General features: G+C 42.3%; 22 protein-coding genes. 4 read left to right on the top strand and 18 right to left on the bottom strand.

All coding sequences use genetic code 11. From position 1 onward, the window contains the following. Positions 1 to 88 precede the first annotated feature (88 nt). From AUO94_RS09845 to AUO94_RS09835, 3 genes are all read left to right on the top strand, one after another. Positions 89 to 907 carry an aldo/keto reductase gene (locus tag AUO94_RS09845; RefSeq protein WP_058384048.1) on the top strand — a complete coding sequence of 273 codons (819 nt, stop codon included), beginning with the start codon at positions 89 to 91 and terminating at the stop codon, positions 905 to 907. A gap of 268 nt (positions 908 to 1,175) precedes the next feature. Continuing rightward, a complete protein-coding gene (locus AUO94_RS09840; RefSeq protein ID WP_058384047.1) occupies positions 1,176 to 2,510 on the top strand; it encodes a hypothetical protein in 1,335 nt (444 codons plus the stop codon). Positions 2,511 to 2,567: 57 nt separating this feature from the next. Further along, positions 2,568 to 3,539, top strand: coding sequence for a class F sortase (locus AUO94_RS09835; protein WP_058384046.1), 972 nt, complete (start codon positions 2,568 to 2,570; stop codon positions 3,537 to 3,539). Between the two features lie 67 nt (positions 3,540 to 3,606). Here AUO94_RS09835 and AUO94_RS09830 read toward each other — a convergent pair whose 3' ends face one another. Genes AUO94_RS09830 through AUO94_RS09820 form a run of 3 tightly spaced genes read right to left on the bottom strand, consistent with a single transcriptional unit; the run spans position 3,607 to position 5,557 of the window. Then, the gene (locus AUO94_RS09830; protein WP_058384045.1) at positions 3,607 to 4,098 is read right to left on the bottom strand and encodes a methylated-DNA--[protein]-cysteine S-methyltransferase; all 492 of its coding nucleotides are present in this window, start codon (positions 4,096 to 4,098) and stop codon (positions 3,607 to 3,609) included. After that, positions 4,095 to 4,991 (bottom strand): DNA-3-methyladenine glycosylase family protein, encoded by an 897-nt coding sequence (locus AUO94_RS09825; protein WP_058384044.1) that lies wholly within the window; start codon positions 4,989 to 4,991, stop codon positions 4,095 to 4,097. Before AUO94_RS09825 ends, AUO94_RS09830 begins: the two co-directional genes overlap by 4 nt. Further along, a complete protein-coding gene (locus AUO94_RS09820) occupies positions 4,988 to 5,557 on the bottom strand; it encodes a bifunctional transcriptional activator/DNA repair enzyme AdaA (protein WP_058384043.1) in 570 nt (189 codons plus the stop codon). The genes AUO94_RS09825 and AUO94_RS09820 overlap by 4 nt, the downstream gene beginning before the upstream one ends. A 220-nt stretch (positions 5,558 to 5,777) precedes the next feature. Between AUO94_RS09820 and AUO94_RS09815 the strand changes: the two genes are divergently transcribed. Further along, positions 5,778 to 6,134: a hypothetical protein gene (locus AUO94_RS09815; protein ID WP_058384042.1), complete on the top strand. Its 357-nt coding sequence runs from the start codon at positions 5,778 to 5,780 to the stop codon at positions 6,132 to 6,134. Positions 6,135 to 6,204: 70 nt separating this feature from the next. Here the strand turns inward: AUO94_RS09815 and AUO94_RS09810 are convergent, their stop codons facing one another. The 15 genes from AUO94_RS09810 to AUO94_RS09740 form a co-directional block, all read right to left on the bottom strand. Then, complete coding sequence (locus AUO94_RS09810; RefSeq protein ID WP_058384041.1) at positions 6,205 to 6,891, bottom strand: FusB/FusC family EF-G-binding protein; 687 nt, start codon at positions 6,889 to 6,891, stop codon at positions 6,205 to 6,207. A gap of 151 nt (positions 6,892 to 7,042) precedes the next feature. Further along, positions 7,043 to 7,786: an SDR family NAD(P)-dependent oxidoreductase gene (locus tag AUO94_RS09805; protein WP_058384040.1), complete on the bottom strand. Its 744-nt coding sequence runs from the start codon at positions 7,784 to 7,786 to the stop codon at positions 7,043 to 7,045. A gap of 105 nt (positions 7,787 to 7,891) precedes the next feature. Next, entirely contained in the window at positions 7,892 to 8,734 is an 843-nt protein-coding gene (locus AUO94_RS09800; RefSeq protein ID WP_058384039.1) for an ABC transporter permease subunit, read from the bottom strand. After that, positions 8,734 to 9,522: a phosphonate ABC transporter, permease protein PhnE gene (phnE, locus tag AUO94_RS09795; protein WP_058384038.1), complete on the bottom strand. Its 789-nt coding sequence runs from the start codon at positions 9,520 to 9,522 to the stop codon at positions 8,734 to 8,736. Before phnE ends, AUO94_RS09800 begins: the two co-directional genes overlap by 1 nt. Before the next feature lie 12 nt (positions 9,523 to 9,534). Further along, positions 9,535 to 10,317: a phosphonate ABC transporter ATP-binding protein gene (phnC, locus tag AUO94_RS09790; RefSeq protein ID WP_058384037.1), complete on the bottom strand. Its 783-nt coding sequence runs from the start codon at positions 10,315 to 10,317 to the stop codon at positions 9,535 to 9,537. Positions 10,318 to 10,394: 77 nt separating this feature from the next. Beyond that, a complete protein-coding gene (locus tag AUO94_RS09785) occupies positions 10,395 to 11,435 on the bottom strand; it encodes a PhnD/SsuA/transferrin family substrate-binding protein (protein ID WP_058384036.1) in 1,041 nt (346 codons plus the stop codon). A gap of 102 nt (positions 11,436 to 11,537) precedes the next feature. Beyond that, on the bottom strand, positions 11,538 to 12,353 hold the full coding sequence (locus tag AUO94_RS09780) for a PHP domain-containing protein (protein WP_058386817.1): 816 nt from the start codon (positions 12,351 to 12,353) through the stop codon (positions 11,538 to 11,540). After that, positions 12,343 to 13,068, bottom strand: coding sequence for a phosphonate C-P lyase system protein PhnL (locus AUO94_RS09775; RefSeq protein WP_058384035.1), 726 nt, complete (start codon positions 13,066 to 13,068; stop codon positions 12,343 to 12,345). Before AUO94_RS09775 ends, AUO94_RS09780 begins: the two co-directional genes overlap by 11 nt. Before the next feature lie 577 nt (positions 13,069 to 13,645). Further along, entirely contained in the window at positions 13,646 to 14,827 is a 1,182-nt protein-coding gene (phnM, locus tag AUO94_RS09770; RefSeq protein ID WP_058384034.1) for a phosphonate metabolism protein PhnM, read from the bottom strand. A gap of 13 nt (positions 14,828 to 14,840) precedes the next feature. Then, the gene (locus AUO94_RS09765; protein ID WP_058384033.1) at positions 14,841 to 15,680 is read right to left on the bottom strand and encodes an ATP-binding cassette domain-containing protein; all 840 of its coding nucleotides are present in this window, start codon (positions 15,678 to 15,680) and stop codon (positions 14,841 to 14,843) included. Continuing rightward, a complete protein-coding gene (locus AUO94_RS09760) occupies positions 15,673 to 16,539 on the bottom strand; it encodes an alpha-D-ribose 1-methylphosphonate 5-phosphate C-P-lyase PhnJ (RefSeq protein ID WP_058384032.1) in 867 nt (288 codons plus the stop codon). Before AUO94_RS09760 ends, AUO94_RS09765 begins: the two co-directional genes overlap by 8 nt. Next, a complete protein-coding gene (locus tag AUO94_RS09755; protein WP_058384031.1) occupies positions 16,529 to 17,644 on the bottom strand; it encodes a carbon-phosphorus lyase complex subunit PhnI in 1,116 nt (371 codons plus the stop codon). Before AUO94_RS09755 ends, AUO94_RS09760 begins: the two co-directional genes overlap by 11 nt. Then, positions 17,645 to 18,241 (bottom strand): phosphonate C-P lyase system protein PhnH, encoded by a 597-nt coding sequence (gene phnH, locus AUO94_RS09750; protein ID WP_058384030.1) that lies wholly within the window; start codon positions 18,239 to 18,241, stop codon positions 17,645 to 17,647. A 37-nt stretch (positions 18,242 to 18,278) separates the two neighbouring features. After that, the gene (gene phnG, locus AUO94_RS09745; protein ID WP_058384029.1) at positions 18,279 to 18,701 is read right to left on the bottom strand and encodes a phosphonate C-P lyase system protein PhnG; all 423 of its coding nucleotides are present in this window, start codon (positions 18,699 to 18,701) and stop codon (positions 18,279 to 18,281) included. A gap of 182 nt (positions 18,702 to 18,883) precedes the next feature. After that, complete coding sequence (locus AUO94_RS09740) at positions 18,884 to 19,561, bottom strand: GntR family transcriptional regulator (RefSeq protein WP_058384028.1); 678 nt, start codon at positions 19,559 to 19,561, stop codon at positions 18,884 to 18,886. Between the last annotated feature and the right edge of the window lie 240 nt (positions 19,562 to 19,801).

Below are 19,801 nucleotides of genomic sequence, written 5' to 3'. Positions count from 1 at the left end.
TCGAGGTGCCTTGTTTTATTGTTTATAACTTTTTTAAACAGCTTATATTCCACACCTAGTTGCTAAATCAAAAGGAGGAAATTATTTAATGGCAAACGATCAGGTTTTCACATTTCATAATGGGGTTGCAGTTCCCAATATCGGCTTTGGTACGTGGCAAATTCCAAACGAAGAAGCTTACGGTGCAGTGACGATTGCATTGAAAACTGGCTACACGCATATTGATACGGCGTTAGCATATAAGAATGAAGAAAATGTTGGCAAGGCGATTAAAGATTTTGATATTTCCCGGGAAAACGTTTTTATTACTAGTAAGCTACCTGCCCAAACAAAAGGATATGAAGCGACTCTAGCGGCTTTTGAAGAAACCGTTTCAAATCTCGACGTGGATTTCTTAGATCTTTATTTGATTCATGCGCCGTGGCCTTGGGATGACATTGGCAAAGATTGCACAGAAGGCAATATTGAATCGTGGAAAGCGATGGAGAAGCTTTATAAAGAAGGCAAAATCCGCGCAATCGGTGTTTCCAATTTTGCGGAAAGCGATATTCAAGCACTTATGGATGCTTGCGAAATTGTGCCAATGGCGAATCAAATTCCGTTTTATGTCGGACGCGTTCAAAAGAGCTTGCTAGCGTTTTGTGCAAAGCATAATATGGTGGTCGAAGCTTATTCTCCGCTGGCGACTGGTCAAATTTTGGATAGTCCTAAACTCAAGAAAATGGCTACAAAATATGACGTAACGCCTGCGCAATTGTGCATTCGTTATTGTTTAGAAAAAAACACCTTGCCCCTTCCGAAATCGACAAACGAAGAACGCATCTTAGAAAATAGCCAATTGGATTTCACTATTTCTCCAGAAGACGTTCAAATACTAGATGCTTTTGAAGATATCCGCGCTAAATAGTGATAAAAACCGCCCTCGGGTGTTTTTTTCAAGAGAATTTCATTTTTTTGCACCATTATTTCCAGTTAATTGGATATACTGTCCGAATTAGAACAAATACTGTCCGTTTCGCGTCAAATACTGTCCAAATGAGACTGAATACTGTCCAAATCACCCCATTTACTGTCGAAACGAAATTCCCTGCTAATTTTTCAACTAACATGTGATCTAAATTTAAACCCTCTCCGTTATGTCTGTAACAGATTAAAAAAAGAGGAGTGTTTTTATTATGAAATGGAATAAAATCTTAGTACCTGTATTAGGGGCAGCGCTTTTAATACCAGGCATGGCAACAAACGTATTGGCGGCTGAAGCGTCCCCAACTGAAACGACAGGCGTGGAACTTCGCGCAACATTGGACTCATTATTATCGGAGCATTACGCATTGGCTGTCGATTCGATGATGAAAATTTACGATGAAGACGGAGCAGCAGAAGCGGCAATTGCAGCGCTTGATGCGAACGCAGCGGACATGGAGCCGGTGATTGCTTCTGTATACGGTGAAGAAGGCGGAGCGGCATTTGTGGAAATTTTTGATAAGCACAACACAGGAACAGACGATTACGCTGCGGCAGTTAGAGATGGCGATGACGCAATGAAAGAAGAAGCGTTAGACGAAATTCAATCTTTTGTTGATGACATGGGCGCATTTCTTGGCACAGCGACAGAAGGCAATCTTCCAGAAGACGGCGCAACTGCAGCTCTTCGCGAGCACGAAGATTTTGTCCAAAATACATTTGATCTTTACGTAGAAGGCGACTATGTTGCGGCTTATACGTCTTACCTAGATGGCTTTACACAAATCTTCGGAGCCGGAAGCGCTATCAGTGGTGCCATTTCGACTCAGTTCCCGGATCAGTTTTCAGATCCAAACACACCAGCTGGTGATTTCCGTTCCACTGTAAACCGCATTGCTGCTGAGCATTTCGCTTTAGCACAATTGAGCATGACAAAAGGGTATAATGGTGCTGAAGACTTTGACTTTGCCGATTGGGCACAGGATCAAAACACAGAAGAGTTTCGTGCAGCACTTGCTTCTGTTTATGGTGAAGAAGCCAGCAACCAATTTGTTGAACTTTGGAACAACCAACACATTTCCGTTCAAGGTGATCTTGTTATCGCTGTAGCAGCTGACGACAAAGAAGCTGCTGACGAAGCGACTGCTACGTTGACTAACACATTTGCAACGGACCTTGGAACATTCTTAAACAGCGCAACAGAAGATCGCATGCCTTTAGATGAAACAATTGCAGGCGTAAAAGCACATGAAACTTCAGTTATCGACACGTTCCAACAATACGTATCGGGTGACTACGAAATGTCTTACGAAACATACCGTACAGGTTATGCAATTATGTTCGATATCGGTAAAGGATTGAGTGGCGCAGTTGTTGATCAATTCCCTGAGAACTTTGAAAACACTGCACCTGAACAAATGCCAGCCACTGGACTAGGTGGTACGGCTAACCAATCGAACTCGATGATTCTTTGGATTACATTAAGCACACTGATTCTTTTGGCAGCTGGTACAATTACTTATCGCCAAACAAAAAATCAGCAGTAAAATTTCAGAGAGAGCGAATTGCTCTCTCTTTTCCCGATTGGAAAGGAGGAATGACAAATGAAGCAGCTTGTCACTATAACTACAGCCGTAATTTTATGTCTTGCTTTGTTTATCCTATTGAAACCTTTGGCCGCTAGCCCGACTTTTGAAGAGCAGATGGAGCAGGTCAAAAAAATTGAAGAGAAAAAAGAAGTTCCTAAGAAAGAAGAAGTAACAGGCAATTATGTTGATAAGATTGCTGAGTTCCCCATTCTTCCGGAACAACGTGAAAAATTACAAATGCTACAACGCGAACGTCAGCAAAGCATACAGGGGATGGAACCTTCTCAAATTAAAATTCCCTCAATCGGCGTCGATGCAGCTATCGAGTCAACGGGTATTTTAGACAATGGCCAAATGGGAGTTCCTGAAGATGTAGATCAAGTTGGCTGGTTCGAGCCTGGTTATAAAGCTGGCGCAAAAGGCCACGCTGTTTTAGCAGGACATGTTGACAGTTTAACGGGTCCAGCTGTTTTTTATGAACTCGATAAAGTGAAAGTCGGAGAAACTGTAACAGTAATAGGTCCAGATGGCCGTGAAATGATTTACGAAGTTAAAAATTTAACCAGCTATGAAACAGATGATGCACCAATCGAAAAAATATTTGGTAGCTCAGATAAACGACTGCTTAGTTTAATTACTTGTACAGGGGATTACAACCGCGACATCGGCTCTCACGAAGAACGTTTAGTCGTGACAGCTGAATTGGTTTCTGATTCTAGTGTGACAGACAAGCAGCCGGCGTCTCCAGAAAATGTTGTCGCTACGGATTTCAATCTTTCATGGCATGCCGTTCGTGACGATGCGATTATCGGTTACCGCATCTACGAAGAAAATATTCAAACAGGCGAATTGAAAAAAATTGAAACTGTTTCGTTGTTTGATAGAAAAAACGTTTCTATTAAAACAGATGACACAAAGCGTTACCACGTCTCTTCTGTCGATGTTGACTTGAACGAATCTAAAAAAGCATTAGCAGTAAAGAATTAATAAACACACCATTAAAATAAAAATGCCGAAGAAAAGTGAAATACTTTTCTTCGGCATTTTTTAATTGTTACTTAGACTGATTTTCTTTATAGGCTTTCTCGTGATCCAGTAGCCATTCTTTTCGGGGCAACGTGCCAGCATAACCCGTCAGTTTACCGTTTGCTCCAATAATTCGGTGGCATGGTACGATAATACTGAGTTTGTTTTTGCTGTTGGCGTTGCCTACTGCTCGAACCGCTTTCTCGCTGCCAACCGCTTTGGCGATAGCGCCGTAAGAGACAGTTTCCGCATAAGGTACATCGGTTAACGCAGTCCACACTTTTCGTTGGAATTCGGTTCCTGTAGAGAGAAAAGGAATCGTGAATTTCATGCGTTGCCCTTTAAAGTATTCTTCCAACTGTTGTTGGCAATCGGTGATGACTTGCGGGCTATCTGGAGAAATCGGATAGTTAATTTCACTTTTCTCGCTAAACGAGATCGACAGAATTGCCTCGTCTGTGCCAACAATTTCGATGATGCCAATCGGTGATTCAAATTCAACCTGATGCAAGTGGCTCATAACAAAGACCTCCATAAATAGAATGTGGCATAGGCTTCCCAGCCTCGCCATTTTTCCGCAAATTTTGTAATTTCTACCTGTGTTGGTTTTCGCTCCATGTTCAACTGAACTTTTAACGCGTTGTGTAAGCCGACATCTGCGAGCGGAAAAGCCGTTTGGCTGTGCAGGCATTTCATCATGACATAGTTGGCCGACCAGGCGCCAATGCCTCGGATTTCCAGTAACGAACGCTCCATGTCCTGTTCTTGTAGTAATTGCTCTTTGCTCAGCGTACCATTTGTCATCGCTAAAGCAATGCCCAAAATGTATTCTGCTTTTCGGCCAGTTAGTTGCAATGCTCTTAAGTCAGTAACAGACAATAAGGCAATTTTCTCGGGACTTGGAAAGGTCCAATAACGTTCCTCTTCATAAATCAACGACTCTCCATAACTTTCAACAAATCGTTTCTTTAATGTATAAGCGAAAGTCAGATTGATTTGTTGACCCATAACTGCCCATACTAAGGCTTCAAACAAGTCTGGAACACCGATGACTCGTAAACCTCGGTACTGCTGGACCAATGTACTTAATAGGGAGTCTATTTGTGCCATTGCGTAAAAATCCTGAAGATCCGTCTGCAGATCAAACCAATCCTCAACGTAAGCTCTAACCAATTCGCTATTGGTGGCAGTCGGCGCTCCGAGCGGAAACGCCAAGCGCAAAGCACCCTTTACTGGGGTCATGTGGAACAAGACGAGTTCATTGTTAAGCTTTAGCACCTTTGTCACACGAGCGTTTTGAACCCGGTACAAGTTTTCTTGTGAAGATCTGCCAAGATGAACGAGACATTCCACAAAATTAAAATCAACAGGTGTCGAAATTTCCATATACAGCTCACTCTGCTTTTTCATCATAAAGCAACAGGCTCGCTCAGCTTGCGAAATTCACTTGGCGAGTGGGCTTTGAGCTTACGGAATATTTTATAAAAATTAGAGGGACTTTGAAATCCCACACTAAAGCATATATCAAGATTGGATAAATCTGTAGACACCAATAGCTGTACCGCTTTGTCGATTCGAATTTTCTCTAAACAAGAGCGCGGTGTTTCGAGGGTCTCCTGCTTAAATACACGCTCTAAATAAGAAGGACTCATGCCGACATAATCCGCTACTTCCTGTAGACTGATGCTTTTTCTATAATGATTGGTTAAGTAAGTCATCACTTCACGCGTAAGCTCTTCGGCAGGAGAATATTCGGTTTCAGGTTGACATCTTTTACAAGCCCGAAATCCTTTTGCCTGTGCTTTATCCATAGTCGAATAAAATTCAACATTGATCTTTTTAGGCTTTCGAGAACGACAAGAAGGTCTGCAGTAGATTTTGGTCGTTTTCACCCCAGTGTAAAAAAGCCCATCATACTTTCGGTCACAAGCTATAACCTTCTCCCACATTTCATCAAAAGAAAATGGCAGTGTCTCCATGATGTCACTTCCTTCCGCTCCATTCTTAAATTTTCGTTTCCTGATTTATTCAGCTAATCTTCTTCAACTTTTCACTGTTTTTCTTATTCTATAGCCCTCCAGCCGAAGATGCATCCTCAATCTTGCCTTTTCAGTCTAAAAAATCTCAAGCGAAAGAATTTTATTTTTCTTCACCTTCTTTTATAATGGGTAACATGTCTATGAAAGAAGGAATAATAGTATGGTAGAAATTTTATGGTACATGTACGCTGCTTTTCTGGCCACATCAACGATTGGGTTTTTCATTCACGGTGGCTACAAAAGTTCTGTTTTTCTAATTGATCTGGCATTCACAGTTATTGCGTGGATCGGCTTATTCGGCTTTGTCACGCACTCTCAAATTTTTACGCCCATTGTCTGGCAAGTTGTTTTGGCTGTAGTGGTCGTGTGGGACTTGCTGTTTTTCTTCTTTATCAAAGCCCGATTTACTGAAGAAGAAGCTGAAGCTGGAACTCTGTCTATGACCGTTTTTTCTGGACTGCTGATGCTCGTATTGCTCGGTCCTCTCTATTATGCGTTGTTCCAATATGCATTTTAATAGCTTGTTCTCTATGAAAAAATCGCCCCAACATCGTTTTGCGACTGTAGGGGCGATTTTTTGTCTTTCGCTATTTCTGAAACTGTCCAACAAAGTCATTTAGCCGGTCTAGTGTTTTGACCTGACCGTTACAGACTTCAGCGTCTTGGCAAATATAATTGCCACGTTTGATAAACTGTTCTGACCCTGAAGTTTTCGTTTTGGCGATGAACAGCCCCACTTGGCTATGACTATTGCAGATGGTGCAAATGCCTTGCTTTGTACTGCGCGTAAAGCTTCCTTGAACGCCAATCAGCTGATCTGTTAAATCGGCTACTAAATACATCAGATTAGCACTTTCTGTCCAAGCAAGATAAGAAGTTTTATAGAAGTTCGTATTTTCTAGCTTTGGCCCTTTTAGCTTTTTCGCTTTAGGAAATAATTTCTTCACGTTATCTGCAGTAACTGCTTTAAATGGCACGATGTACGGCTGGAGCTGTTCTAAAAATGATTCCGCATCGCTCAGTTCCTTGACTTGTATCAGTGGGTTGAGAATTTTCTTTTGTTGATCGGTAAGTATCGGAAATTGTTTAAAGACTTTTTCGTGCGCAAGATGCCGCAATACACTCAACACTTCTGCATCAGTTGCACTCGTCTGCCCTACTACTAAAATCTTTGTTTGGTCTTTGATAAAATTGTATTGATCATTCCGAATAAAAGCTTTTGGGTTCTCTACTGCGCGATTAATAGGATTATCTGTTTCTGTTGCATGGATCATGCCATCACTCCTTACATTTTTTATGTCTATAAGGAAAAAAGTTGCTTGTGGTTTTATTTTACTTTATCCCGTATAGGTTTTCCATTTAGCCGATTGTCGATTAGAGACATAAAAAAAAAGCCGCGCGTGGCAGCTCTTTTGGTTTGCTTATTTACTGCGTCGTATAACCACCGTCGACCATTAACGTGCTGCCAGTCACAAATTCATTTTCAACTAAGAACACAATCGCGTGTGCAATTTCTTCTGGTTGTCCGAGCCTACCGACAGGATGCTTATCCACTAAAGCATCATAAAAATCACCCAAAGCTTCTTTACTAACCATGCCTGATTCTACATAACCTGGTGCAACCGCATTAACCCGAATTTTGTGTTCAGCGTATTGCAATGCCAACGATTTGGTCATAAGGTTTACAGCCCCTTTTGAGGCGTTGTAGGCAAAAGCGCCACCTTCTCCAACAGAGCCTAAAATAGAAGACGTGTTGATAATAACCCCACCATCCCCATGTTCTAACATGTTTTTGATCGCATGTTTGGCTCCGAAAAAGACACCGTCTTGATTGATGGAGATGACTTTATGATAGTCTTCATACGTCAACTCATGAGTAACACCTAGTACACCGATGCCTGCATTATTGACCATGATGTCAACTCTGCCGTAACGTTCGACTGTAGTAGCGACTAATTGTTCAACCGATTCTTCACTTGCTACATCCACTTTAACAAACACAATTTCAGCATCGCTTTGTTCTAGTTGCTGTTGTGCTTGCTTGCCGCCTTCTTCGTTAAAATCCGCAATGACTACTTTTGCGCCTTTATCAAGAAATGCCTTCGCTGTTGCCAAACCAATTCCGGATGCGCCACCTGTTACGATTGCCACTTTTCCTGCTAAGTTCATCTGTTCTGCCTCCTTGGATTGGAAAACTCTGTCACTCCTCATTAAACCTTAATGGTCTGAACATTACAACTTTTTATTTTAAGTTACTCTTTCTTTTCATCTCTTTTATTTAGCAGCTGGGAAGTAACGGTCTTTCATTTTTGTTGAGAAAACCTCCAAAATGATGGCGAAAATTAACACCATATACGTAATCATTCCTACTTCACGTAAATCGAAATAGAATCCCGAAGCCATAAATAATTCGAAACCAATGCCGCCCGCTCCTGCAGCTGCTCCCATAGCCACAGCCATAGAGAAATTAATTTCAAAACGGAGGAACGTCCAAGACAGTAAATACGTAAAAGTTGAAGGCAAAACGGCATGGATAACGATATGCCACCAATTAGCTCCTGTTGCGCGTAGGGCTTCAATAATACCTTGATTTACTTCTTCAAATGCTTCTGAAAAAGCTTTGACCAAGTAGGCAATCGAGTGAAACAACATCCCAAGTATGGCCGCCTCGCTACCAAGTCCTGCAGCAATGGCAAAGATTAATACCCACAGGACCGTAGGAACCGCTCGTATAAAAGCCACCATGATACGCACTGTTTTTGAAATCCAAGACTTAGATAAATTGGCAGCTGCAAGCAAAGCTAGGAAAAAAGCAATAATTCCTCCAAGAATTGTCGATAAAAAGGCCAGTCCTAGCGTGACACCTAGTTGATAAAAGGCTTGTCCCCATGTGAAATGGCTAAGCGCCGGCTCCAAAAACATTGTTTTTAAGTTATCAAGCGTTTCTGGAATAGCTGTCGTCAAATCAAGTCCTGTGTAGTCAAATAGCAAAAAGGCAATGACCGTCAATATGACAAGCGTGGTAACCGTCCATTTCATGATGCGTTCGGGTCTGCTTCCCATTTTGATGGCTATTCGTCCACTTGCTCCGCGTTTTATGTATGTACTTGCCTCCATTAAATAATCACCTTCCTGATATAGTTTGACATCAGCTCGATGACAATCACCGCAAGAATGATGCTAAAGGTAACGAGAGCCACAGCATTGTAATTCAACGTTTTATAATACAAGTCGAACGTGTAGCCAATGCCGGTACCCGTTAAAATACCTACTAAGGTCGCACTGCGAATATTAGTTTCAATCATAAACAAGATCCAACTGATCAGCTGGGGCAAACATTGCGGCACAACCGCTTTAAAAACAATTTGAAAATATGTCGCCCCGGTTGCGCGTAACGCCTCGACAGCACTTTGACTCGCTTCGTCTATGGACTCGATAAAAGCTCTCGTTAAAAATCCGACAGACCCTACGAACAAAGCCAAGTATCCAGTCATTGAGTTTTGTCCAAATGACAGCAGTAAAATTAGCGCCCACGCCACGACTGGAATATTCCGTGATACAGATGCCACAAAGCGTGCAAATGCACCCCAAATTGTGCTCCTCCCTGTCGTTTTTGATCCCATCAGACTTAAAAAGAATGCGACGACTGTTCCTGTAGTCGTGGCTGCAATCGATACAAGAACAGTTTCCAGCAATTTCTCCAAAATGGTTGGCAGGCGTTCCCATGTTTCCTGACTAATCCACATATTCGAGAAAATCCATGCGATGGCTTTTGGCAAAGTCGCAATGCCATGAAAAATGTTGAAGTCGGTAATTGTGATAGAAGCAAAAGTCATCACAGCAATCAGAAAGACAAAAAAGATTGTGTGCCATTTGCGATTGGCTTTTATTGTTTTTTCACTCACTGTAGTTGCTCCTTAAACCGTAATCAATTCTCTGATTTCTGGGCTCGTCTGTGTCTCAGTACCGTAAATGATGTCCGTGTGACTTCGGTGTAAGCGGTAACTTGGTCCATCAAACACGATTCCGCCTTTGTTCAATCCAATGATTCGGTCGGAATAACTTTTGGCAATTTCAACTTGGTGAAGATTGACGATACAAGTGATGCCGAGTTCTTGTGTAATCGATTTTAAATGATCCATGATAACTTTTGAGGCATTTGGATCGAGTGAGGCAATCGGTTCGTCACATAAGACAATTTTTGGTTCTTGAATCAGTGAACGCGCGATACCGACGCGTTGTTGTTGACCGCCACTTAATTGATCGCACCGTTTATAGGCGTGATCTTCAATGCCTAGCTTTTCCAACAAGAAAAAAGCGTGTTCTTTTTCTTGTTCTGTAAATCGACCCAATACTCCTTGAAATGTCGTTTTATAGCCAAAGCGACCATGCAATACATTTTCAATGACCGATAAACGGGGCACTAAATTATAATGTTGAAAAATCATGCCCATGTTAGTACGCAGTTTTCGCAGTTCTTTTTTATTCAAATCGCCTACGTTCTGACCGTTAAAAATAACTTGTCCTTCATCAATTTCCACCATCCGGTTAATGCATCGAAGTAGTGTCGATTTTCCTGCACCAGAAGGTCCGATTACAGAAAGAAATTCGCCAGCTTCCACTTCAAAATTCAGCCCTTGAAGAATTTTCGTATGGGGATTATAGGATTTACCAAGATCTTTGATTTGCAATAAAGCCATGCTCACCGTCTCCTTCTCGCCTCGTTTGTCAGACAGCGCATTCCCAGTAGAAGGAATGCGCTGCTGTCTTTTGGTTGTTACTTCGACAATTTACGAATTGCATCAAACCACTCATCTTCAACTGATACAAATCGTTCGTTTGCTGACTTGAAGAACAATCCTGGTTTTCCGGATTCTTCCGGAACGAATATTTTTTCATTGTTTGCAATTTCGTCTGAACTGAATAGTTCTTTTAACGTATCGTAATCTTCTTGACCCATCACGTCTAAATTGGCTACAAATGGTGCATTGAGCACAGGAATAACATCCATCAATGCGAATTCACTTCCTGCTACTGTGTTAAATGGTTCAGTCGCATCGTCTTTAACTTTATAGATCGAACCGACTTTATTGGCTTCGCCTTCTGTTACTTCTACGTAATTTTCAGCACAAGTGTCGCAAAACGATGCCACTTCTACACTGTCGTTTAGTAAATTAACAGCTGAGCCTTGGTGAGAATTCCCAAAAAGCACTTGAGAAAACAACGGACCACCTTCCATCAAATCTTCTGCTACTAAGTCTTCATAACCCGGCTTGTCAGCAAAATGATTGATGATGGTAGAAGATGGGATAACAAACCCTGATGTAGAGCTATTAGAAACAAAGGACATTTTTTTTTGCTCTAATGTGTCTAGTGAGAATTCTCCATCCACCATGAACTCTTCTTGGTTGTCCGCATTGACTGCTAACCAACTGTGGTAGACCGCGTCGTCAAGCGTGCCAGATTCTCCTGTTGGTACGACTAAAGGTTCAATTGCATCATTGCCATTTTTGGCTTCAATATAGCCTTGCGCGCCCATAAATGCCAAATCCGCATTATTGTTGACCATGGTTTCAATCGCAATGGCGTAATCGGTTGTTAACTGATGTTCGACTTCTTTACCGGTTGCTTGTTCGATGGCTTCTCCAATTTCATCACGAGATGATGTCATATCCGATCCAGACTCATTTGGATACCAAACTACTTTGATCACATCGTCAACTTCTGATTTGCCTGCCTCTGCGTTGCCATCTGTACAAGCACCTAATAGTAAAGCTAATCCTACAAGTATAGCCAGTGCTGAACTTCTCTTTGTCATAGTCGATTCTCCTTTGGGTTTGTCTGGAATAGACAAGAAATTCTATTTGTTGGTTACAGTACAACATATTGCCACGACAAAATACTGAAATTTACAGGAACTTTACAGAGTTTTAACGATGGGTAGATCTTCAGGACTAACAATCGCTCCAGGCTCTACTGCTGTACCGAAAGCGCCGTGATAATCGCTACCACCGGTCATGACCAAACCGTATCGCCTCGCTAGTTCTTCTACCTTCTGCTGATCTTCCAGTGAATGATCAAAATGATTACGTTCAATTCCACCAAGACCTGCATCAAGTAATTCAGGTATCAAATCAAATGAATTTAACTGTCCAGGATGTGCCACAACTGCTACGCCTCCATCAGAGACAATGGCCCGAACAGCATCAACCGCTGCGACATACTCAATGTCACCTGCTGCAACGCCATTCCCTTTAAATAGACGTTTGTAAAGGGTTTGATATTCTTTAGTGATGTAATGATCATCTGTTAATTGTTGCATGATGTGCTGTTTGTAAACGGTGGCTGAAGGGTTAGCCGATTCGATAACTGCTTCTACATCCAATTGAAATCCTGCTTCTTTGATCCTGTCCATCTGCCACATTGAATGGCTGTGGCGAAGTTCTGATAGTCCTTTGCATAACTTAGAAATAGCGGATGCTTCCGGACGGAAATGATAGCCGAGTATGTGCACTTTTCGCTGTCGTTTGAAATCATAAGCCGAAATTTCAATGCCTGGTATAGCTTGTATTCCATAGGCTTCAGCGACACGTTGCTGCTCTTGCCAACCCGCAACTGTGTCATGGTCGACAAAGCTGATAGTCGTGACTCCTGCTTTTTCGGCTTTTTTTATGACGTCTGTGACCGAATCTGCTCCGTCTGAATAGTGGCTATGTACATGCAGGTCAGCTTTCAGTGCCAACACCTACTTTGTCAGTAACGGTCAGTGTTCTTGTTTGCATGTCGTAAACTTTGTCGCAAAGCCCTTCCATGAATTCAATATCATGAAAAATTCCAACAAGTGTCGTGCCATTCGCTTTTAACTTTTCAATAATTTCCCGCACTTTCAGTTTTGATTGATAATCAAGGCTGGCAGTCGGTTCATCGAGCAAGAGCAAGCGCGGTTTTTTTACAGTTGCCATCGCAATGTTCAAACGTAACTTTTCACCGCCTGAAAATGTATTGGGGTAGCTATCCCAAAGTTTCGGATCAATTTCAAAATGAGCCAATGCTTTTTCCGCTTCTTCGTGTGCGATTGATGCTGCTGAACCCATTTCTAGTAAAGCGTTGGTTACCAATTGACGACACGTAGTTCTCGGCATGACGTTCAAAAACTGTGATACGTAGCCGATTTCATATTTTCGCAAATGGAGCATTTGTCGTTCGGTAATATGTGACAGGTCGATTTTTCCGAAAGCCGCAGAGTTGTAGAGAATTTCTCCGCGGTCAGGTAAGTATGTACGGTAAATGCTTTTCAGAATGGTAGATTTACCGCTACCGCTTTTTCCAACGATGCCAATGAATTCGGCTGCTTTTAAGGAGAAGTTGATGTCTTTTATAGCTGGCATTATTTTGTTTAGATGATGAATTGTGAACCGTTTCTCGAAGCCTGTTATTTCTAACATTGTCATTGTATTGCCTCCTGTTTTTAGCTTGAGACAGCTGCTTAGCGTGGATGCGCTCGTGTTCCCTAGGAGTCGAGCGCCTCCACGTCAAGGCAACCAGCGAGAACTACCATAGTCTTCTTGGGTTGTGGAATCGTTAGACGTCGTCACATTCCGTTACTATGTGTAGAAACTTAGCTTATGCCCGTCGAATCTACACGGGCGCTTGCGCTTTTCTTATTGTCCAGTCTCCAGCGCCCAGCCCCTCGAGTCGCTTCAGCTTGGCCACTAATGGCTGAAGAACGCCATGACTGGCCAAGCTTCCAGCGCTTGTCGGAGCTACACGGGCGCTTGCGCTTTTCTTTGTCCAGTCTCCAGCGCCCAGATTCTAGGGTCATAAGTCAACCCAGCTGTGCGGCAAAGTACGCCGCTTCGCCGGTTTGGCTTATGCCCGTCGAATCTACACGGGCGCTTGCGCTTTTCTTTGTCCAGTCTCCAGCGCCCAGATTCTAGGGTCATAAGTCAACCCAGCTGTGCGGCAAAGTACGCCGCTTCGCCGGTTTGTCTTATGCCCGTCGAATCTACACGGGCGCTTGCGCTTTTCTTATTTAATTCGGTAGTTTGTTGTGGTGATCAATACGCCGTTGACCATTGTGGTGGTTAGCATTGGGTAGCCGTCGTCCATTCGCTCGATTACTAGGAGGTCCGCTCTTTTCCCGACTTTAATGGAGCCCAGTTCATCGTCCATTTTCACTGCTTTTGCGGGATTCAAGGTAACCATCATGAACATCTCGTGTAAGTTGTTGCCATACTTTTCGTGAAGGTCAAAGACGGCGTGCAGCAACGCGGGTGGGTAGTAATCGCTGCATAAAATGTCCATACACCCTTGGCTGATAGCTTCTGCAGCGGATAGGTTGCCTGAATGCGAGCCACCTAGCATGACGTTTGGAGCGCCGGCAATGGTATGAATGCCCAATTCTTTTGCTTTTGCCGCAACTTCTAGTGTGATGGGAAATTCGCTGATGGTTGTGCCAAAGCTTTTTACCAAATCGAGTTTTTTAATGTCATCGTCATCATGTGAAGCGACCGCGATTCCATGAGCCCGTGCAATATCTGCTACTTCTTTTATTTTTTGAGTTGTTAGGCATTCCATGCTTTGTCGCTCTGCAATGAGGACATTGACGTCTTCATCTGAAATGTCTCGGTAGCCCTTTAACGTTTCTCGGTAGACTTCTAGATTGCGGTACTGGCCTTGCCCGGGTGTGTGGTCCATAAATGACAGCAAATGTACTTTGCCATCTTCAATGTTTTTCACCAACTGGTCTACTTCATCGATGTTGTCGATTTCAAAGCGTGCATGCAAACGGTGGCGAATTAAATGCAGTCGGTTATGCGTCTTTTCGATAGCATCTACCATTCGCTGGATGTTCGTAGGGTTGCGCATCGGCTTGTGTGAAAAGACATCTTCTTTATAGAACGATAGCGAATGAAACATTGTCGTGATGCCATGGCTGATGAGAATTTTTTCCGCTTCTCGTAAACTAATATCAAAATCCATCATGCTTGTCGGACGCGGTGAAGCGATTGTTTCGATGTAATCAGAATGAATGTCGATAAAGCCGGGAGAGATGTATCCTCCGCGGGCATCAATCAGTCGGGCTTCTGGATAATCACCGATTTGCTCTTTAGGAATGATTGCGCGGATAAGTTCTCCTTCAACTACCACTACAAATCCTTCTAGTATCGTTTGCTCGGTTACGATTTTGCCGCTATGAATAATATACAAAGTATCGATCCTCCTAGAGTAGTGAGTACACAAGTTGCTGCGTGTACGCATGTTGTGGGTCTTCTAATACTTGATCGGTCAATCCTTGTTCGATAATTTCGCCGTTTAGCATGACAATCGTTCGGTCTGCAAGCATGCGAATAACTGCCAAATCGTGTGACACAACGATCATGCTGATGCCAAGTTCCCGTTGTATTTTTTTAATTAAATCCAAAACATTGGCTTGTACAGATAAATCGAGACCGGTCGTCACTTCATCTAAAAATAGAATAGGAGGATTATTTGATAATGCTTTTGCGATTTGAACGCGTTGCTGCATTCCTCCTGAAAAATTGCGTGGTTCTTCTTTCATGCGGTGGAGTGGAATATGGACATTATCAAGCAATCTTTTACTGATCATTTCCATTTCTCCAACATTTCGATTGCCTGCTGCAATTAGTTTTTCAGCAATATTTCCGACAGAAGAAAAATTCATTTTTAACCCATGGACTGGATTCTGATAAACCATTCCGTAGTCGTGGTTGCGAATGGAACGCTTTTGTTGAGAAGACAATTCAAATACATTGATACCAGCTAAAGCGGGTTTATCAATATACGCATTCCCTGACGCAACGTCAGTGTCAAAGTAAAGACATTGCATTAACGTTGATTTCCCGCTTCCGCTTTCTCCGACAATTCCTAGAATTTCGCCTGGGTATAAATCAAGAGATACATCGCGCACTGCATAAACTGTGCCACATTTCGCACAGAAATTTTTCTCTAATTGAGCGGCATCCAAATTGTCGCAATGGGGACAACCGGGTCCAAATTGTTTGCGTAAATTGCGGACTTTCAAAATGGGTTCTTCACGCATAGCTGCTCGTCACCCCGACTTTCTCTTTGCTGTTCAACTGATCCATACAATAACTCGTGTCGTTGCATTGGTAGACAGTTTTCCCTGTTTCTTGATCAATTAATTCATCTAAGAAAACGTCTCCTGTGCCGCAAAGACGGCATCCTTGTCCATTAAATGATTCGACAGCAAACGGATAATCATCAAATGCTAATGATTCGACAGCTGTATAAGGTGGAACGGCGTAAATTTTCTTTTCACGTCCCGCACCGAGTAAAATCAAGGCTTCTGAATGATGCATTTTAGGATTGTCAAAACGCGGAATCGGACTTGGTGCCATGACATAGCGTCCATTCACATAAACTGGATGATCTGCATAAGTTGCGGTTTTGCCGTATTTCACAATTTGCTCGAACAACATTAGCCAAGCTCCGCTATAATCATCTTCAGCATGCATGCGCTTTGTTTTGTATTCGCTTGCTTCAACAGGTCGCAAAGGTTCAGGTATAGGTACTTGAAGAATTAGGATTTGATCTTTTGTCAACGGCACTTCAGGGATTCGGTGGCGTGACTGAATCAAATCAGCATTTTCAGTTTGATCAGTGAGTTGAACACCTGTCGTTTCTTGAACGAGTTTTTTAATACTGACTGCATTGACTGACTCGTCAGCCCCTTGGTCGATGACTTTTAGTACATCCGATTGGCCGATTAAAGACAGCGTCAACTGCAGGCCGCCTGTTCCCCAACCACGTGCAATCGGCATTTCCCTTGAAGCGAAAGGTACTTGGTATCCCGGAATCGCCACAGCTTTCAATGTAGCTCGTCGAATCTCTTTTTTAGAACCTTCATCAAAAAAGGCAAAATGCGTATTAGCTCTCAACTGCCGTTCCCTCCTTTTTTACTTGGCGAATACTGTCTAGTTTAGATTGAAACGTGACGTAATGCGGTAATTTCAAATGAGAAATAAAACCAGTAGATTCTACTGAATCGATATGTAATAAGACGAACTCCTCGTCATGAGTTGGGAATTCGGTGTTTGGATGTTCTAGGCACTGATCTAGAATACTCATCGCAATCGCTTTGGTTTCGTTTTGGCCGTAACAAACACCGTAACCAATTTCAAATTCCAATGCATCTTCATTGTTGGTGTTTTTTACAGTGACCGGTACAAATGACTCTACTTCGGTTATGCGTATTTCACCGATATAAAATTGGTCTTCGGGGTCCAAATCCGTTTTGTTCGGATGAGCTGTATAAATGGGAACTTTTCCGACACGAACTTCGCCGACAGTCGGATGGACTTCTCCGTATCCTCGTAACGATGCATATCCAAATGAAGTAACAGCTCCTGTTTGGCCCCGTGTCATTACTTGTAAACGGGCACTTCTCGTTGTTGGAAACTGCAAACTTTGTTTAGTAACATCAGTAGGTTGCGCATTATCCGGTTCGAATGTTTCGAACAAGCCTTCTTCACGTAGGTAGTCGACAACTTTTGGGAAATAGACAACCTCTTGTCCCGATTGGATGACTGACAAACTGTCTCGGTAATCTTGCAGCCACTTTCGATTAACTTCAGCGTTTTCTTCCATCATTCCGAAGTCCAGCAAACGGTGTGTGTAATCGTACGTAGCACCTAACAATTGGCCACCGGGAATGTCTTTAAAGCTTGCCGATATTCGCCGTTCGACAAGCATCGTCTCAACTTCGACCGTCTCACTATAGTAATGACGCGGCAAAGTCGAACGATGCGCACGCATCAAGAAAACGGCTTCTTCCATACTGCCTTCACCTTGTTTGATAGCCAAAGCTGCTAGTTCTGGTGAGTACAGACTGCTTTCCGACATTACTTGATCCACCATACTGCCCATTGTCGACAAAATTGTCTTGATTTCCAAAATTTCTTGACCTTTTAATCGTTCGTACGTCAGGCGTTTAATCGAAGCATCAATCGCCTGAGTTCCACCTTTTACAGGAACATAGCCCATCTATTTCACCTCCATCGGAATTGCCGAAACGCTTCTCGGTATACAAGCGATTTGAGCCGCTTTGTCTGCAAAAATGAGATCGATGCCCATTGGATACTCTTTGATGCGACTGTCTCTCGTTTGCCAAAACTGATTGGATTGGCCGGTTTGTAAGTGATCTTCTGTCCGTATTCCTGGTCCAGTCAACTGCAGGGGCCCTTCATTAACCAAATCCGCACTTTCAATGATCCAAGTTGCCGATTGATGCGGATCAATCAAATTACCGATTTTGCACTGTATCATCGCCTCTAAAATGTCTATTTCTTTATCATCTTTTAAGACGATAATAAAATCGGCTTCTTGCACTGATACAAAACGAGCTGAAGTATACTCAGAAATTTTACCGATTAAGTCTGTTCTATTTTTCGCTATTACATGAAACGTGACTTCAGCATCCAACAGTGCCATCGCACTCAAAATAAGTGCGTCCGTACAGCCAAAATCAATGTCCACATTTTTTGTTTGTTGTTTAATGGTAGAAATAGTTCCTGGTCGTGACATACTATGTACTATTTTTCGATAAACTTGCTGCAAGTCATGTATTCGATCAATCGCCATATTATCTCTCCTGCTCAGTTAGTTTTTAGACTGTTGCTTAGACTTCCATCGTTTCGAAGTTAACTTTTGTTTTGAAAAGTTCAGCTTGTTGCTGGGCTTTGGCTTTGTTGATTTGCCGTTCTTCTTCTAGTAATCTTAGTTCCCAATCCTGCATTTCAGGAAGTTGCGCTTTAAAGGCTGCATCAATAATCGCCAAATATTCAGCGCGCAGTTCGTCCATTCCGACTATTAGACCTGTCCCAATTTCTCCTGAAATTTCTACTTTTGCTTCTGTTATTAGGACTTCCCCCATATAAAACAAAGAGTTTTTAGCAGATTCTCTCATCTTCACCATAATCATTCCTTGTTCAGGAGCTGTTACTTCACGACATTCGTATTTATTTGTGACACTGGTTGCCATTTCTTTTGCCAATCTGCCATCGCCTTGAATAAGAATTTCTGTTCGTCTGCGTCTTTTCATGTTCACTGCCTCCTCGTCTGTAAGTTCATCGTAACTTGTCGCCAAGTGGCCGTGTTTTAAGCTGTCGTTAAGCTTTTGTAAAGGCGCTTAACAATTGGACAACCCAAAAAGCAGGTAGAGGAAACTGAATCGTTTTCTCTACCTGCTTTTATTTTTATTATGTATGAGCGAGTGTGACTTGTTTAATTCATCGTAATATCGTATGTAAATTTATCACTGCGATACAAAATTTTTGTATGCTCAAGCACTTTACCCGTCTTTTCATCAATACAGTCATTCTCTACTAGCAAAAGAGGCACCATGCTTTTACAAAGCAGGAGCTGTTGCTCTGCCGAAGTTGGAAAAGAGATGCTTAATAAGGTGTTGCTGTCGACAAATTTGCTATAGCCATGTTGTCGATAGTATGCAAACATTGAACGAATATGAGGTCCTTCTGTTGCTATTTCAGAAAATATTTTCTCACTGACAAAAGAATGATGAATAGCAATGGGCTGTCCACCGATTATCCGAATTCTTGAAACCTTGTAGACCTTGTCTGTTGGTTCACACTCCAACAACTTGTAAATTTTTTCTTCGTACGGAGCTTCTTCACAACAAATAAGACGCGTCTTCAAATCATAACCGGCTTGCTGCATTTTTTCAGTAAAACTCACTTTTCCGGTTAAATGCAACTTAATCAGCGTAGACTTTTCTTTTAAAAATCTTCCTTTGCCTTGTTTTGAAAAGATAAAACCACGTTCTTCTAGCTTAGTCAACGCTGCGCGGACAGTCATACGGGGCACGCCATACCAATTCGCTAGTTCGTTTTCTGAAGGCAATTTTTCACCAGCAACAAACTTTTTTAATGTGATTTTTTCCATTAACTCATCTAAAATTTGCGTCTCTTTATCAACCGAAATAAATACCCCTCCCTTTTCTATCTACTTTCACTATGGTCATTATACGCTATTTTCAATTTTAGTTAGTTTATTGTCTTTATTCTGCTCAATTAAATACTTTCGTACACCAACGCGTTAATTCACTAAATTTTCATTGCTTTATACTCTAGTATTCATTATAGTAGTAACATAATTTAACTAAGCAAGGTAGGAGTTGCAGAG

Origin of the sequence: Planococcus kocurii (genome assembly GCF_001465835.2) — a bacterium.
Classification (GTDB): domain Bacteria; phylum Bacillota; class Bacilli; order Bacillales_A; family Planococcaceae; genus Planococcus; species Planococcus kocurii.
Note: the sequence above shows the minus strand (reverse complement) of the source record. Positions and strands in the feature narration are given on the sequence as shown.